The organism is Vibrio sp. 10N.222.55.B11 (assembly GCF_041473705.1).
Classification (GTDB): domain Bacteria; phylum Pseudomonadota; class Gammaproteobacteria; order Enterobacterales; family Vibrionaceae; genus Vibrio; species Vibrio crassostreae_C.
The window spans coordinates 43,275-58,637 of the sequence record NZ_JBFRST010000015.1 but is presented as its reverse complement, the minus strand read 5'-3'; the positions used below and the strand labels follow the sequence as shown (position 1 = coordinate 58,637).

At 45.4% G+C, this 15,363-nt stretch carries 17 protein-coding genes and 1 other RNA gene; 11 read left to right on the top strand and 7 right to left on the bottom strand.

Annotated elements, in window-relative coordinates:
• Window positions 1–79: 79 nt before the first annotated feature.
• The 3 genes from AB4503_RS06705 to zapA form a co-directional block, all read right to left on the bottom strand.
• Entirely contained in the window at window positions 80–679 is a 600-nt protein-coding gene (locus AB4503_RS06705; RefSeq protein WP_372114048.1) for a 5-formyltetrahydrofolate cyclo-ligase, read from the bottom strand.
• Window positions 680–685: 6 nt separating this feature from the next.
• Window positions 686–869: non-coding RNA, 6S RNA (gene ssrS / locus AB4503_RS06700), on the bottom strand.
• Window positions 870–880: 11 nt separating this feature from the next.
• On the bottom strand, window positions 881–1,189 hold the full coding sequence (gene zapA / locus AB4503_RS06695; protein ID WP_004735366.1) for a cell division protein ZapA: 309 nt from the start codon (window positions 1,187–1,189) through the stop codon (window positions 881–883).
• A 308-nt stretch (window positions 1,190–1,497) separates the two neighbouring features.
• Between zapA and AB4503_RS06690 the strand changes: the two genes are divergently transcribed.
• From AB4503_RS06690 to AB4503_RS06680, 3 genes are read left to right on the top strand one after another with little or no spacing between them, the layout of a single operon-like run.
• The gene (locus tag AB4503_RS06690) at window positions 1,498–2,073 is read left to right on the top strand and encodes a YecA family protein (protein WP_017070457.1); all 576 of its coding nucleotides are present in this window, start codon (window positions 1,498–1,500) and stop codon (window positions 2,071–2,073) included.
• A 24-nt stretch (window positions 2,074–2,097) separates the two neighbouring features.
• Entirely contained in the window at window positions 2,098–3,276 is a 1,179-nt protein-coding gene (ubiH, locus tag AB4503_RS06685) for a 2-octaprenyl-6-methoxyphenyl hydroxylase (RefSeq protein ID WP_372114058.1), read from the top strand.
• Window positions 3,277–3,287: 11 nt separating this feature from the next.
• Window positions 3,288–4,511 (top strand): FAD-dependent 2-octaprenylphenol hydroxylase, encoded by a 1,224-nt coding sequence (locus AB4503_RS06680; RefSeq protein WP_102321427.1) that lies wholly within the window; start codon window positions 3,288–3,290, stop codon window positions 4,509–4,511.
• Window positions 4,512–4,622: 111 nt separating this feature from the next.
• Here AB4503_RS06680 and AB4503_RS06675 read toward each other — a convergent pair whose 3' ends face one another.
• The 3 genes from AB4503_RS06675 to ygfZ all read right to left on the bottom strand — a co-directional run bounded on the left by AB4503_RS06675 (window position 4,623) and on the right by ygfZ (window position 6,824).
• Complete coding sequence (locus tag AB4503_RS06675) at window positions 4,623–4,829, bottom strand: DUF1107 domain-containing protein (protein WP_009847660.1); 207 nt, start codon at window positions 4,827–4,829, stop codon at window positions 4,623–4,625.
• 557 nt (window positions 4,830–5,386) lie between these two features.
• Entirely contained in the window at window positions 5,387–5,848 is a 462-nt protein-coding gene (locus AB4503_RS06670; RefSeq protein WP_029235114.1) for an aminoacyl-tRNA deacylase, read from the bottom strand.
• A 4-nt stretch (window positions 5,849–5,852) separates the two neighbouring features.
• Window positions 5,853–6,824, bottom strand: a complete 972-nt coding sequence (gene ygfZ / locus AB4503_RS06665) for a tRNA-modifying protein YgfZ (protein WP_017059051.1) — start codon at window positions 6,822–6,824, stop codon at window positions 5,853–5,855.
• A 167-nt stretch (window positions 6,825–6,991) separates the two neighbouring features.
• Here ygfZ and AB4503_RS06660 point away from each other — a divergent pair, with 167 nt between their 5' ends.
• Complete coding sequence (locus AB4503_RS06660; RefSeq protein WP_004735374.1) at window positions 6,992–7,252, top strand: succinate dehydrogenase assembly factor 2; 261 nt, start codon at window positions 6,992–6,994, stop codon at window positions 7,250–7,252.
• Window positions 7,200–7,619 carry a protein YgfX gene (locus tag AB4503_RS06655; protein ID WP_324295273.1) on the top strand — a complete coding sequence of 140 codons (420 nt, stop codon included), beginning with the start codon at window positions 7,200–7,202 and terminating at the stop codon, window positions 7,617–7,619. The genes AB4503_RS06660 and AB4503_RS06655 overlap by 53 nt, the downstream gene beginning before the upstream one ends.
• Window positions 7,620–7,754: 135 nt before the next feature.
• Here AB4503_RS06655 and nadB read toward each other — a convergent pair whose 3' ends face one another.
• Entirely contained in the window at window positions 7,755–9,371 is a 1,617-nt protein-coding gene (gene nadB / locus AB4503_RS06650; RefSeq protein WP_017059049.1) for an L-aspartate oxidase, read from the bottom strand.
• 389 nt (window positions 9,372–9,760) lie between these two features.
• Between nadB and rpoE the strand changes: the two genes are divergently transcribed.
• From rpoE to lepB, 6 genes are all read left to right on the top strand, one after another.
• Entirely contained in the window at window positions 9,761–10,339 is a 579-nt protein-coding gene (gene rpoE / locus AB4503_RS06645; protein WP_008223963.1) for an RNA polymerase sigma factor RpoE, read from the top strand.
• 26 nt (window positions 10,340–10,365) lie between these two features.
• Window positions 10,366–10,989, top strand: coding sequence for an RseA family anti-sigma factor (locus tag AB4503_RS06640; RefSeq protein ID WP_372114046.1), 624 nt, complete (start codon window positions 10,366–10,368; stop codon window positions 10,987–10,989).
• Window positions 10,986–11,948, top strand: a complete 963-nt coding sequence (gene rseB / locus AB4503_RS06635; protein WP_372114044.1) for a sigma-E factor regulatory protein RseB — start codon at window positions 10,986–10,988, stop codon at window positions 11,946–11,948. The genes AB4503_RS06640 and rseB overlap by 4 nt, the downstream gene beginning before the upstream one ends.
• A complete protein-coding gene (locus tag AB4503_RS06630; RefSeq protein WP_017059046.1) occupies window positions 11,945–12,415 on the top strand; it encodes a SoxR reducing system RseC family protein in 471 nt (156 codons plus the stop codon). The genes rseB and AB4503_RS06630 overlap by 4 nt, the downstream gene beginning before the upstream one ends.
• 137 nt (window positions 12,416–12,552) lie before the next feature.
• A complete protein-coding gene (lepA, locus tag AB4503_RS06625) occupies window positions 12,553–14,346 on the top strand; it encodes a translation elongation factor 4 (RefSeq protein ID WP_017059045.1) in 1,794 nt (597 codons plus the stop codon).
• Between the two features lie 97 nt (window positions 14,347–14,443).
• Window positions 14,444–15,340: a signal peptidase I gene (gene lepB, locus AB4503_RS06620; protein ID WP_372056183.1), complete on the top strand. Its 897-nt coding sequence runs from the start codon at window positions 14,444–14,446 to the stop codon at window positions 15,338–15,340.
• Window positions 15,341–15,363 lie beyond the last annotated feature (23 nt).

Here is a 15,363-nt window from a genome sequence, read left to right as displayed (position 1 = left end):
GCTTTGAATTGATCGTTTGCGTAATGATGAAGTTAACGTTTAGATATTGAGTTAACGTTTGCGGCGCGATTATAGCGCTTTAATGGTTGTTTTCCCATTGCCAAGTTTTACTCGGAGTCACGATTTTAGGTAACGGAATGTCCCATTCTTCAATCGGTAGCGTATCAACATGTTGGCAATCATGAGCCAAACCAATAGGAGCTGCACCTTCGCTCGTCTCGAACCACTTTGCCAAGGTGCGATCGTAATATCCGCCGCCCATACCTAAACGATGGCCATGGGAGTCAAAGCCGACAAGGGGCGTAAGAATAAGGTCGAGTTGCTGACAAGGTTTAACCAGCATTTGATTGAGCTGAGGTTCGACAATACCGTACTTATTCAAGACCGTCGGTGTGGTTGGCGAGTAGTGTAAAAACAGCAGGTGCCCGGCAGAGAAGGGGTGCAATACTGGTAAATAAGTTTGCTTACCTTGCGCCCATAACCATTCGATTAAAGGCTGAGTATCGAGTTCGCCATCGATAGAGATATAGAGGGCAATATGCTGAGCAGACTGAATTTCATCAAGCTGCATGCACTGCTTAACTAAGTCGATACCGGATTGAGTTTGTTGGTCGCCAGATAAGGCATTGCGTTTGATACGGATCTGTTTGCGAAATTCGCTGCGTGTGAGCGTCTTCATAAGAAGGGATACCCCAAAGTGCCGTTGAGAATAGATGGCCCTTGAACCAGCGAGTTCAAGGCGGATCAGCAATGATTACCGTAGGCTTCTCGGTCGGGCCGAGCATGCTCAATAGCACTCAAGTACTAACCCTTAGGGATTGCTTATCGGCTCGGGGACGTGAATCCTCTGACAAACACTCCAGGGTAAATTTTGTGTACGCTATTGCTGTCCGTGCTTAACTTTACTGAGGACATCTGAAAGTGATGTCGTGAGCTGTTCCATTCGCTCGGTCAGTGCGTTTTGTTCATCATTTGCTTCAAACTTCTTGGTTTGTAATTCGTAGCAAATATTCAGAGCTGCGATAGTCAGCAGCTTCACTTCATTGGTTACCTTAGTACGTTCAGCCATCTCTTTCAATCGATTATCAAGATCGGCCGCCGCTGCAATCAATGACTCTTCTTGCCCTGGTGGACAATTCACTCGAGTCAGTTTTCCTAATATTTCAACGTCTACCGCTTGATTACTCATGATGGATGAACTCTTTAACGCGCTATTTTAAGGCTGTTGCCCTTCGCCATTTTTTGAGAAAGAAAAAGTGCAAGTACCGATGAGGAAGCAATCTCCTCTGAGGGAGAAACTATAGGTAAACCGCTATTAAGATTCAAGCTTTTCAGAGTGACTGTTTGTAAATGAGAGCTTGAGCACACAGTAATTCAGCAAATTGAACAATTGGTAGTCAGTCATCCTTCAATTGCTGGGGATCGATGCTTACCAGAATTGGGGTGAAGTGGTACGATTATACTATCGATATAAAGAATAACTGAGCGAGCTATCTGATGAGCGAAACTACTTTACCTGACTACCTAACGGTTGCGACTGAACTTCAATCGGCAAGTCTAGCCGTAACCCCTGCTGAGATGCACGGTTTATTAACGGGTATGTTAAGCGGAGGCTTAAGCCTTGCAGATAAAAGCTGGCAACCACTGATCTTCGATTACACCAATGAAGGCATGGGTTGGCCAGATCGCGCATTAACGCTAGCGGAAGCGACACTGAAAGTAACGACCAGTGAAATCACAGGTTCGGGTATGGAATTGTCTATGTTGCTGCCTGACGAAGACGCAAGCGCAAGCCTATTTGACTTGGCTGATGGTGTGTCTGATTGGATTAACCATTTCATTTCTGGTCTAGGCTTGGTTGGCGCTCAATTGAACAAAGCGTCTGACAGTACAAAAGAAGCATTAGCTGATCTAGAAGAGATGGCCAAGCTAGGCATTGACGAAGAAGATGATCTGGAAGAGCAAGCGCAGCTTCTAGAGCACGTTATTGAGCACGTAAAAGCGTGTGCACTAACGATTCATGCTGAATTTGGTGCTCGCCCATCTGAAGATGCGGCGCCTACCATTCATTAATTCGTTGGCCGGTTTGAGGTTATGATGGCTCAGTATGATGTTGTAATTGCTGGTGGCGCAATGGCAGGGGCAACCTTAGCCCTTGCTTTGAATCACCTAAGCCAAGGTTCACTGTCGATTGCGGTAGTGGAGCCTTATCAGGTTGATCATCAAGCTCACCCTGGGTTTGATTCTCGTTCGATTGCTTTGTCCTATGGCACGGTGCAGATCCTGGATTCTTTGCGCTTATGGCAATCTATCGCTCCGGTCGCGACCCCGATTAAAGATATCCATGTTTCGGATCGCGGGCATGCCGGAATGACAGACATCTACAGTGAAGAGCTTGCTGTAGATGCGCTTGGCTACGTGGTCGAGTTAGCAGATGTGGGTCGAATCTATCAGCAGAAACTTGAATCAGAAGCGGCAATTACCATGCTTTGTCCTGAGTCTGTTAGTAAAGTTGAACGTGAAGAAGCGTTGACGACGATTGAACTGACAAGTGGGCAAACAGTAACCACTAAGTTACTGGTTGCTGCTGACGGTGCAATCTCAACCTGTTGCCAACAGCTCAATATCTCATTGAGTGAGCACGACTTTGAGCAAGTCGCTGTGATTGCCAATATTGTGGCGAGTGAACCTCACCAAGGTCGCGCATTTGAGCGTTTTACCCATCATGGGCCAGTTGCTCTATTACCGATGAGTGACAACCGTTTATCGCTGGTTTGGTGTTTAACACCAGAGCAAGCACAAAGAGTGATGACGCTAAACGACAATGAATTTCTTGAGCAATTGCAGAATGACTTTGGCTGGCGACTTGGCCGATTAGAGAAGGTCGGCAAGCGCGCGAGTTACCCTCTGATTCTTCGTCACCGACAGCAAAATATCTCTCATCGATTTGCCATTGTTGGTAATGCTGCTCAAACGCTTCACCCAATTGCGGGGCAAGGCTTTAACCTAGGCATCCGAGATGTGGCTTCCTTGGCAGAAGAGTTGTGTACCCAGTTAGATGATGTAGGTCGTTACCGTGGTCTTGTTAACTTTAGAAAGCGTAGAGAACAAGACCGAGACGCAACGATCACGTTGACTTCAAGCCTAGTTCACCTGTTCTCAAACGATTATATGACCGCTCGCATTGGGCGTAATCTTGGGTTAGCCGTAATAGATAACCTTCCACCACTTAAAGGTCCACTTTTGCGTCATACGCTTGGCCTAGTAGAAAGATAAGGTAATAAATAATGATGCAAAGTGTTGATATCGCGATTGTTGGTGGTGGCATGGTTGGCCTAGCGCTTGCTGCTGCCCTAAAAGACAGTGACCTAAGAATCGCTGTCATTGAAGGCAGAGCGCCTAGTGAAGGGCTGAGTGAGCTGCCTGATGTGCGTGTATCCGCGTTGAGTCGTTCTAGTGAAGTGATTCTTCGTAACCTAGGTGCATGGCAAGGTATCGAACAAAGACGCGCTGCACCGTATCAAGCGATGGAAGTGTGGGAACAAGACAGTTTCGCTCGTATTGAGTTTGACTCGACACGCTTGGCTCAGCCTAATCTTGGTCATATCGTTGAAAACCGTGTGATTCAATTAGCGCTGCTTGATCAGGTTAAGAAACAAGACAACGTCAGCCTGTATATGCCCGCAACGTGTAAAACGATGGCGATTGGTGAAAGTGAAGCTTGGTTAACATTGGACAATGGTCAAGCACTGACAGCTAAGTTAGTTGTTGGAGCAGACGGCGCAAACTCTTGGGTTCGTAAGCAGCAAGATATCCCATTAACACATTGGGATTACGGACACAGTGCGATTGTCGCGAACATCAAAACCACAGAGCCGCACCACAGCGTTGCTCGTCAAATCTTCACGCCTCAAGGCCCATTGGCATTCCTACCAATGCAACCAAGCAACATGAGCTCGATTGTTTGGTCTACGGAACCAAATCGTGCCGAGAAGCTGGTATCCATGTCGGATGTTGATTTTAATAAGCAGCTAACGGCAGAGTTCGACTCGAAGCTTGGATTGTGCGAAGTGGTTGGTGACCGTTTTGCCTTCCCACTGCGCATGCGTTATGCGCGTGACTTTGCGGTAGAGCGTGTGGCTTTGGTTGGTGATGCTGCTCATACCATTCACCCATTAGCAGGGCAGGGTGTGAACCTTGGCTTATTAGACGCAGCAAGCTTAGCGCAAGAGCTGTTAAAGCTATGGTCTGCGGGTGAGGATATTGGCACCAAGCGTAATCTTCGCGGCTACGAGCGCTGGAGAAAAGCAGAGGCGGCGAAAATGATTGCTTCAATGCAGGGCTTCAAAGATCTGTTTGAAGGCGATAACCCAGCTAAGAAGCTGATTCGTGGTATTGGTATGAAGCTAGCGGGCCAATTACCGGGTGCGAAAGATGAGATCATGAAGCGCGCACTGGGTTTGTCTGGCAATCTTCCTGACTTAGCTAAGCGTCCAGTGACTCATCGATAATGACATAGTGTTCTGGTGGTTTATCGAATCATCATTGATACGAAAATTGGTACGAAAAAAGGGTTGGCATAATGCCAACCCTTTTTGTTTTTAATTCTGTAGATAATCAGGTCATGCGTACGCGCAGCGCAGTTTCATGATTTCACTATTTATTTCTTTCACTGTTTGAAAGTGACGTTTTTCTGCTCGGTCTGGTAGCACTAGCTTACCGTTATCAAACTCAAATTTTCCTACGCCGTAAATGTAGATTCGTCCTTTGAAAAGTCGACTTACATGTTTAGCAATCATACTCGGTGTATAGCGCTTAAACAGTCTCATTCTTAATTATCCTTATATTTACCTAGCCTGCATATTATAGAAAAACTCCGAGATAATAATTGTGATAAGCATGGAGTTATATGCAGTAGCGTTGACGTTAATTAGATATTTGTGCTGTTCTAAGCACTTTCTTCAGTAAATATCTATTTTTACGTGAGCTCCTCCCCAAAATAATACTGAGTAGTGAACTGCCGTGAACTTTTCTGTTCAGTATTAAGCAGTGATAATGTTACAAGTATAAGAATAGGCGGGATTTTTTTGTTTGTGTAATCAAATTGTAAATTTCGGACAAAAAAAAGCCCGTCTAAAACGGGCGAATAGTCACAGATGCATTACACAAAAGTGGATACTGATGTTACTCAGTGGATTCACTTGCACTGATTTGCTTAATAGCTAGTCAGTAAATTTACAATAACGCAAATTTAACTTTGTGACTACTTATGCTTTTATTTTGAGTAACTATTTATTAATGGTGTGTTCTTCTTATGACGAGGTTCACACTAAAAATGTACTCAATGAAATATTAAAATGAAGTTTGCGAAGCATGATCTAAACGATCATCGACTGATGTCCGCGACGGTCGGTGCACATAGCGCCATAAGATCATTGAGATCCAGCGCAACGCCAGCCATTCGGTCGCCGGAGCTAATGGTTACGGTCGAGTTGTTTTGAATGGAAGGATCAAAAATGATCGGCATGTGTCTCTTGAGAGCGAGCGGACCAACACAACCCACTTTAAAACCGGTGATCGCTTCAACATCAGCGAGCGACACGCAGGTCATTCGACGGCAATTCAGTACCGAGCGTACTTTCTTGGGGTCGACAGAGCGATCGCCAGCAGTACAGGCTAACGCATACTGGTTGCCCATATCCTTGAGCAGGATGCACTTCACCATTTGAGAGGCGTCGATGCCTCGCTCTTGTGCAGTTTCTTCAATGCTGGTGGTTGGCTTGCTTTGCATCAGCAGGCGATAATTCACCTGCTGTTGATCCAGCCATTGTGTAATCTGCGTTTCCACGTGGTTACTCGTCGTCAAGGCTGTACGGCAGTGGCAGGATATTCCATGTTTGATCAGGCTGCGCGGTCAGTCGCAGCTGAACATCGTCATCAAGGTTGTTTGGCAGTACCATCAAACCAATCGCTCGGTTATCAGCAAATTGATAGACGTTTAATAGTCGGCCTGCGCCACGCCAGTTCTCACCCACACTACGTTCCAGTTCAATAGGGTTTTCTAACGACAGCACGTCCGCAGTTGTGCCCGACACAATGCGCATCTCACGCTTGTTCATGCCACGGTACTTAGCACGAGCAACCGTTTCTTGACCTGTGTAACAGCCTTTTGAAAAGCTGATACCGCCAATCGCTTGCAGGTTAAGCGCTTGAGGGATGTGCTCGTTTTGCTCTGCTTTCGATAGGTTAGGCTGAGCATCAAGAATTTCATGATATTGCCAAAGTGTTTCTGATACTTTCTCCGCAGCGCTGTTTGATACCAAGGCTTCAGCGGCTTCTTCTGTCACAAGTAGAGCCCAGCGATTGTCTGAGACTTTAACCGCTGTGCCACCAGAGATAGCACGCACGTTACCTTGGCCTTCTGAAATTGAATCAATATATTGATCCGCAGACGCGCCCATCACACCGATAACAACATCTGTCGTTTGCTCGATATCAACCTTAGAGAACACGGCGTATTTTTTGATTTCGACCAGCTCTACTTCAATCGCAGATTTAGGCTGCATGAGTGCGTAACCGCCATTGTGATGGAACAGGCGGAAGATGCTCCATACCTTTCCTTTTGCATCACAGTGCGCGCCTAACGTGGATTCATCATTAGGAAGAGTGACGACATCGCACGTTACTTGACCCTGTAGGTACGACTTTTTGTCATCGCCTATCATGGTGATTGCGCTCCAGTCTGACACGTGTGTCATCATCAGTTCTGGAAGCGATTCATTTTGCGTATGAGCGAGTGGCTGAAATGTGTTTTTCCAATCCATTTTATCTTTCCTAAGAATTTTATTTGGCTCTATGTTAATCCGGTTCTGTTTCTTTGTCAGCCTAGGTTTTTTTGTGAGCTTAGATAGGGACTGTGACTCACATAGTAGTTACAGGGCGTATGACTTGTTACACTCCGAGAAAGAAAAATTATAGGTGAGGATAGCCAATGTACACTGCAGAGCAGAAAGCACGAATTAAATGGGGTTGCCGTCGCGGCATGTTAGAACTTGATGTAGTCATCATGCCATTTTTCGAAGAGTGTTTTGATTCATTGCAAGAGCAGGAACAGCGCGAGTTTGTTTCTCTATTAGAGTGTGATGACCCAGATTTGTTTACTTGGGTGATGGGACACGGACGCAGTGAAAACCTAGGCCATGCATCAATGGTTGATAAAATTGTCGCACACAACCTCAGCAAGGTTCGTTAAGCTTCAGCTTAACCCTTCGTATTCCGCATTATTTGCAAAAGGCACTATTTTTGGGTGCCTTTTGTTTTTCATCGTCCTGTCTTCTATTCCACTTGCCGCCAGCCTTTATTGCTTAGCTTTAATGATCCGCTTGTTCAGAAACAATCATGTGATTCTAAATAGTGTCTATGGGCGTTTTGATTACAGAGAGGATGGTGATATTCGACTCAATGACCGAACTTACCGACTCAAGTCCGTTGATAAGATCTGGGCGCAGTTCTTCGTTAAATTGCAGTTTGAATGTGGGCACTCGGTACTGCTTTGGCGGGACAGCTGTTGCGAGCGAGAATATCGCCATTTTCTGGCGAACTTACAACGAGCGCGCTAGAGAAGCCAAACTATTCGATGAAAGAAAGTATTAGATAAAAGAAAGCGTTAGACAAAAGAAAAGGGAGCACTCGGCTCCCTTTCGTTTAATCATTTTCCGTTGACGGCTAATTCGCTAAGCACGTTTAACCAATTATTATGATTGGCGTTTCTCTGGCGTCAGAATCGTTGGGCCACTGTCTTCTGCAAGTTCAGGGTAATCCAACGTGTAGTGGAGGCCGCGGCTCTCTTTACGTTGCATTGCACAACGAACCATTAGCTCTGCCACTTGTAGCAAGTTACGCAGTTCTAATAGGTTATTCGAAACCTTGAAGTAGCTGTAGTACTCATGAGTTTCTTGTTGCAGCATCTGAATGCGACGCAATGCTCGCTCTAGTCGTTTATCCGTTCGAACAATGCCCATGTAATCCCACATGAATAGGCGCAGTTCGTGCCAGTTGTGTTGAATGATAACTTCTTCATCACTGTTGGTGACCTGGCTTTCATCCCATGCTGGCAGTTCAGCGCACAGTTGAGATTGGTCGATGTTCTCAACGATATCTTTTGCTGCTGCCCATGCGTAAACCACACACTCAAGCAGTGAGTTAGAAGCCATTCGGTTTGCACCGTGTAAGCCGGTGTAGCTCACTTCGCCAATCGCATACAAGTTCGTTAGGTCGGTTTGACCCTGCTTATTCACCATGACACCACCACACGTGTAGTGAGCGGCTGGTACGATAGGGATCGGCTCTTTGGTCATGTCGATGCCCAAGTCCATCAAGCGAGTATGGATCATCGGGAAGTGCGCTGTGATGAATTCTTCAGGCTTGTGGCTGATATCAACATACATACAGTCGGCACCTAAGCGCTTCATTTCGAAGTCAATTGCACGAGCAACCACATCACGTGGCGCCAGTTCACCGCGCTCATCGAAGTCCTTCATAAAGCGAGAACCATCTGGACGACGCAAGTAAGCACCTTCACCACGCAGTGCTTCCGTTAGTAGGAAGTTACGCGCTTCTGGGTGGAATAAACAAGTTGGGTGGAACTGGTTGAACTCAAGGTTTGCCACACGACAACCCGCACGCCAAGCGATAGCAATACCATCACCTGAAGAAACATCTGGGTTAGAGGTGTATTGGTAAACCTTTGAAGCGCCGCCTGTTGCTAATACAACAAACTTAGCGCGCACGGTTTCAACATGTTCTTGGTTACGGTTCCAAATGTAGGCACCGATCACCTTGTCTTTTGAACCACCAATCTTATCTTCCGTGATCAAATCCAGCGCATTGTGGCGCTCGAAGATCTCGATATTTGGGTGGTTGTTGACGTTATCTTGTAGTGAGGTTTGCATCGCCATGCCAGTTGCATCGGCAGCGTGCAGAATTCTGCGGTGACTGTGGCCACCCTCACGAGTGAGGTGATATTTTGGTTGGCCTTCTGTGCTGTTCTCATCTTTATCAAATGGAACACCACCATCAATCAGCCATTGCACACACTCTTTCGCATTTTCAGCAATGAATTGAACTGTATCTTCTTCGCATAACCCAGCCCCAGCGATTTGAGTATCCTCTACATGAGACTCAATACTGTCCGACTCATCGAACACCGCGGCGATACCACCTTGTGCGTAATACGTCGATCCTTCGCTGCGTGGTCCTTTGCTTAATACAATTACTTTTGCATGTTCTGCTACGCGTAAGGCTAATGACAAGCCTGCCGCACCACTTCCTACCACTAATACATCACACTGATGTTCACGGTTTGCGTTCATAAAACTTATTAAATCCCGGGCTATAGTCGAGTTGTCCACTCTCAATTGACTTTGTCTTGTTTTAGGAGTTTGGCTAAGACTGTTATAATCTCTCCAGAGTCATCCTTAAACGCTATGCAAAATCAATATATAGACAGCTATCTAGAAATATTTAATTGCTCAATACCATTGCTTTTGCTCAAGTTTCCCCAAATTGATAGGGATAGCTATTTTTATTACATCACATTGTGAAACAATAATGGCAAATAATTTTAAGAAAGTTGGAACTTTCGGTATTTGGCTTAGTCACAATAGTGCTCTTGTAGACGGTGGTGTCAATACTACATTTCGCATAATTAGTACCCATATCTGTGAAGGTGAGGGTTATAACAATAGGAGTACCCGCTCGAATGAACGAGCAGCTAACCGATCAAGTGTTGATTGAGCGAGTTCAGAGTGGAGATAAGCAGGCATTTAACTTACTAGTGGTTAAGTATCAAAACAAAGTTTGTAATCTTATCTCTCGATACGTGAATAATTCCGGTGATGTACCTGATGTAGCACAAGAAGCTTTTATTAAAGCTTACCGCGCGATACCTAACTTTCGTGGCGAGAGTGCCTTCTATACATGGTTATACCGAATTGCCGTGAACACCGCTAAAAATCATATCGTTGCCCAAAGCCGTAGGCCGCCAGCAACCGATGTAGATGCAGAAGATGCAGAATATTACGAAACAGGCAGCGCGTTAAAAGAAATATCGAACCCTGAGAACTTAACGCTGTCTAAAGAATTGAAACAAGTTGTTTTTGGAGCGATTGAAGCGCTACCAGAAGACTTAAAAACTGCAATGACGTTGCGAGAGCTCGAAGGTTTGAGCTACGAAGAGATTGCAGAAGTAATGGATTGCCCTGTAGGAACCGTACGTTCGCGTATTTTCCGAGCTCGTGAAGCGGTGGAAAAGAAAATCAAACCTCTTTTGCAACGCTAGAACTTGTAATAATTATGGTGAAAATAATGGCTGATAAAGAAAAGCTTTCGGCACTCATGGATGGTGAAACGATCGATAAAGCTCTCATTGTAGATCTAGAATCTGATCAAGAAAGCATGGATACTTGGCAGAGTTACCATTTAATTGGTGATGTTATGCGTGGGGATTCGCCAGAAACTCCAGAGTGGAACATTGCTAATAGTGTAGCGGCAGCGCTTGAGAACGAGCCTGCACATGGTTCAATGTCGAACCTGCACCAAGTGAATGTTGAACCTACTGTTGCTCCAATTGAAGAGCAACCTAAACCTCAGCAAGCGAAGCGTCAGCTTCCGGCGTGGTTACAACAGTTTGGACAAGTTGCCGTGGCAGCGTGTGTTTCATTAGCCGTTGTATTAGGTGTTCAACAATATGGTGGTAGCGACCCTGCAGCACCAGAGCAGTTGCCTGTACTCCAGACGATTCCATTTGCCGGTTCTGCGGAACCAGTAAGTTTAACGCGTGACTCTGTTGAAAAGCCTGCATCTGAAGCTAACTTGCAAGAGCAGCGTAAACGCGTTCATGCAATGCTAGAAGATTATGAGCTACAACTAAGATTAAACAGTGATGCATCGCCAATGCAAGATGCACATCTAGAATCGGACATTGAATGAAGAAAATCCTGGTCAGTGCACTGACACTGTTCAGCTTGATGTCTCCAACAGCCTTTGCAGAGGAAACTACTGCAAAGGCATTGTTACATCAAATGAACGAGGCCAGTCAGCATCTAAATTACGAACTCTCCTACATATTGATAAAGAAGAGCAGTATCGAACCTCTGGTTTATCGACATGCAGTTAAAGACGACCAACAACTTGCACACCTTGTTTATCTGAGTGGCCCTGTTCGTGAAGTCATTCGACGTGGCAATGAAGTTAGCTATATCGAACCGGGAACAGAGCCTTTTACTATTCAGTCTGGCAGTATGGTTGCACCTGTTATTCCAATGATTAATCGAGATATCGAATCTCTTAATCAGTTCTACGACTTTGTAAAAGTTGGACGTTCTCGTGAGGCGGGCAGCACCACTCAAGTCCTACGTGTCGTGCCGAAAGATGGCCTTCGCTACTCTTACGTGGTTTGGGTAGACGAAAAAACGAATCTTCCTTTGCGTGCCGACCTTTTGGATCGTGATGGCGAAGTGCTTGAACAGTACCGCACTATCTCTTACGTGGTGAACGATAAGATTGCTGAGGCTATGGGTGGCTTGAGCCAAGCTCAATTGCCGAAAGTTTTATCATTACCGGAAGGCTTAGTGAGTGAAACTAACTGGCAAGCGTCGTGGATTCCTGAAGGGTTTAAATCAAAAGAGCTTAGCCGCTATCAAATGGCTGCGACCGATAAAATGGTTGAAAGTCAGCTTTTCAGTGATGGACTGTTTAACTTTTCGGTTTATATCGCGGAAAAAGATGAGCATTCATTGAAAGGGCAGCTGGTGCGTCAAGGGCGTAGAACCTTGCACAGCTTAGTGATTGGCGATAAAGAGATCTCTGTGGTTGGTGACATTCCGCCGGCAACTGCAAAACGTATTGCTCAGTCAGTTACATTTAATAAATCGGTACAAGCGCAATGATGACCGCGCTGGCGACCGTTAGCTCGGTTGAACAAAAAGGTAAGCAATACTTTGTTCAATTGAGCTGCGAACAACAAACCAGTTGTAGCAGCTGTTCTTCTCAAAAAAACTGCGGTACGGGTATTGTGACCAAGGCTGTTGGCAATAAATCTTTGTTTTGGCAGCTTAAAACCAAAAGCTTAGTCAAAGCTGGACAAATCGTAGAAATTGGCTTTCCAGAAAAAAGCCTACTTCAGTCGGCGGCGATTGTTTATCTCATCCCACTTTTCATGTTGATGATTGGTGCTGGTTTTGGGCAACTCTTGTTACAACCCTTACTCCAGGGGGGCGAGGGCATTGTTATCTTAAGTGCAGCACTGTTTACTGCTGGTGGGATTGCCTTAGCGAAGCGGTTAGCCAAACCCATGGAAGACAAATCCAAGCAAGAAGTCGTCTTGATTCGAATCCTAGGTGAGTCTCTCGTCTAATTTATGATGCTTCTTGCCCTTAAATTGGGTAGAATCTGCCAACTTGATTGAAATGCCGCCACCAATGCTGACTGTAGATTGGACGCGTCGCGGCTTTCTTATTATCCCTATTCAAAGAGTTTAGTCACACCAAGCCTATGAAGCACATTCGTAATTTTTCGATTATCGCCCACATCGACCACGGTAAGTCGACCCTTTCTGACCGCTTAATCCAAGTTTGTGGAGGATTAAGTGAACGTGAGATGGCAGCTCAAGTCCTCGATTCTATGGATATAGAACGCGAGCGTGGTATTACAATTAAAGCGCAGAGTGTGACTTTAGATTACAAAGCTAAAGATGGTGAAACTTACCAACTTAACTTTATCGACACTCCTGGACACGTAGACTTCTCTTACGAAGTATCTCGTTCTCTAGCGGCTTGTGAAGGCGCACTACTTGTAGTGGATGCTGGCCAAGGTGTTGAAGCACAAACTCTAGCAAACTGTTACACAGCAATCGAAATGGAACTGGAAGTAGTGCCAATCTTGAACAAGATTGACCTACCAGCTGCTGAACCAGAACGTGTTGCTGAAGAAATCGAAGAGATCGTTGGCATCGATGCGATGGAAGCGACTCGCTGTTCTGCGAAAACAGGTTTGGGTGTTGATGATGTTCTAGAAAACATCGTGACGGCAATCCCGCCACCGGAAGGTGATCCTGAAGCGCCTCTACAAGCGTTGATCATTGACTCTTGGTTCGATAACTACCTTGGCGTAGTTTCTTTGGTTCGTATCAAAAACGGTAAGCTGAAGAAGAACGATAAGATCAAAGTAATGTCGACAGACCAAGTATGGGGTGTTGACCGTCTAGGTATCTTCACGCCTAAGCAAATCGATACTACAGAGCTAAATACTGGCGAAGTAGGTTGGGTTGTTTGTGGTATTAAAGACATCCTAGGTGCACCGGTTGGTGATACGTTGACGCTTGCAAAAGGCGGCAGCACTGAACGTCTACCTGGTTTCCAAAAAGTGAAGCCTCAGGTATACGCTGGTCTATTCCCTGTATCATCTGATGACTACGAAAACTTCCGTGACGCGTTAGGCAAATTAAGCCTGAACGATGCATCACTGTTCTTTGAACCAGAAAGTTCAGCAGCACTTGGTTTTGGTTTCCGTTGTGGCTTCTTAGGAATGCTTCACATGGAGATCATCCAAGAGCGTCTAGAGCGTGAATACGACCTAGACCTAATCACAACTGCTCCAACAGTAGTGTATGAAGTTGTAAAAACAGATAAAACGGTTCTTTACGTTGATAGCCCGGCTAAACTGCCAGCGGTTAATGACCTAGAAGAAATTCGTGAGCCAATTGCACGCTGTAATATTCTGGTACCTTCGGATTACCTAGGTAACGTAATCACACTGTGTGTTGAGAAGCGTGGCGTACAAGTAGACATGGTCTACCACGGTAACCAAGTTGCTGTGACGTACGATCTTCCTATGGCAGAAGTAGTTCTAGACTTCTTCGACCGTCTGAAGTCAACGTCTCGCGGCTATGCATCATTGGATTACAACTTCCAACGTTACGAGCCATCAAACATGGTACGTGTAGACGTACTGCTGAATGGCGAAACCGTTGATGCATTAGCGATCATTACGCATAAAGATATTGCCCAGTCTCGTGGTCGTCTACTGGTAGAGAAGATGAAAGAATTCATCCCTCGTCAGATGTTCGATATCGCGATTCAAGCAGCGATTGGTAACCACATCATTGCTCGTTCTACAGTGAAACAACTGCGTAAGAACGTAATCGCAAAATGTTATGGTGGTGATATCAGTCGTAAGAAGAAACTTCTTAAGAAACAAAAAGAAGGTAAGAAGCGTATGAAGCAGATCGGTAACGTTGAACTGCCTCAAGAAGCTTTCCTTGCAATCCTTCATGTTGGAAAAGACTAACTTTATCCAGCATTAAACGAATAATTTAAAGTGAAAGAGTAGCTCGCTACTCTTTCACTTTCGTTATTTTTAAAGAAATGAAATTTAAGGGATATCAATGGCTAATACATTTTCGCTTATCTTAGTGATCGTAACTCTAGTGACCGGCATTGTATGGGCGTTGGAAAAGTTTGTGTGGGCGAAGAAGCGCCAGCAAAAGCTTGCTGACGTTGAAGCACAATCGAATGGCCTAGACGCTGAAACTAGCGCAAAAGTTACGGCTCAACCTTGGTGGGTTGAGAACAGTGTGTCCATTTTCCCGGTAATTGCATTTGTTTTGGTTCTGCGTTCATTTATTTATGAACCGTTTCAAATCCCTTCTGGCTCGATGATGCCAACGCTTTTGGTTGGTGACTTCATCTTGGTAGAGAAGTACGCGTACGGTCTAAAAGACCCAGTATGGCGCACTCAACTGGTAGAAACGGGCAAGCCAGAGCGTGGTGATTCAATCGTATTTAAGTACCCACCTCAGCCTAACATCGACTACATCAAGCGTGTTGTTGGTATGCCAGGTGACACCATTCGCTACAGCAGTCGTAAAGAGATCTGCATTCAGGCGAAGGGTGCAAGTAGCTGTGAACCAGTGAAACTAAGTAATGTTGAAGAGAGCCAATTTATTCAAGATGGTGTGCCTCTGATTCAGCTGAACGAACAGCTTGGAGACGTAGAACACCAGATTTTAGTTAACCCATTGCGCCGCGATCGTGTGCAAGCATATCAGCCTCGCAATGGTGTTAACGAATGGGTCGTTCCAGAAGGCCAGTACTTTGTGATGGGTGATAACCGTGACAACAGTGCCGATAGCCGTTACTGGGGCTTTGTCCCTGAAGCAAACCTTGTTGGTAAGGCCGTTGCTATTTGGATCAGCTTCGAATTCGAACGCGGTTCAGACAGTGTACTTCCAACATGGATTCCTACTGGTGTGCGTTTTAATCGCATCGGTGGGATTCATTAATCGATCACATAACACATCGAGAG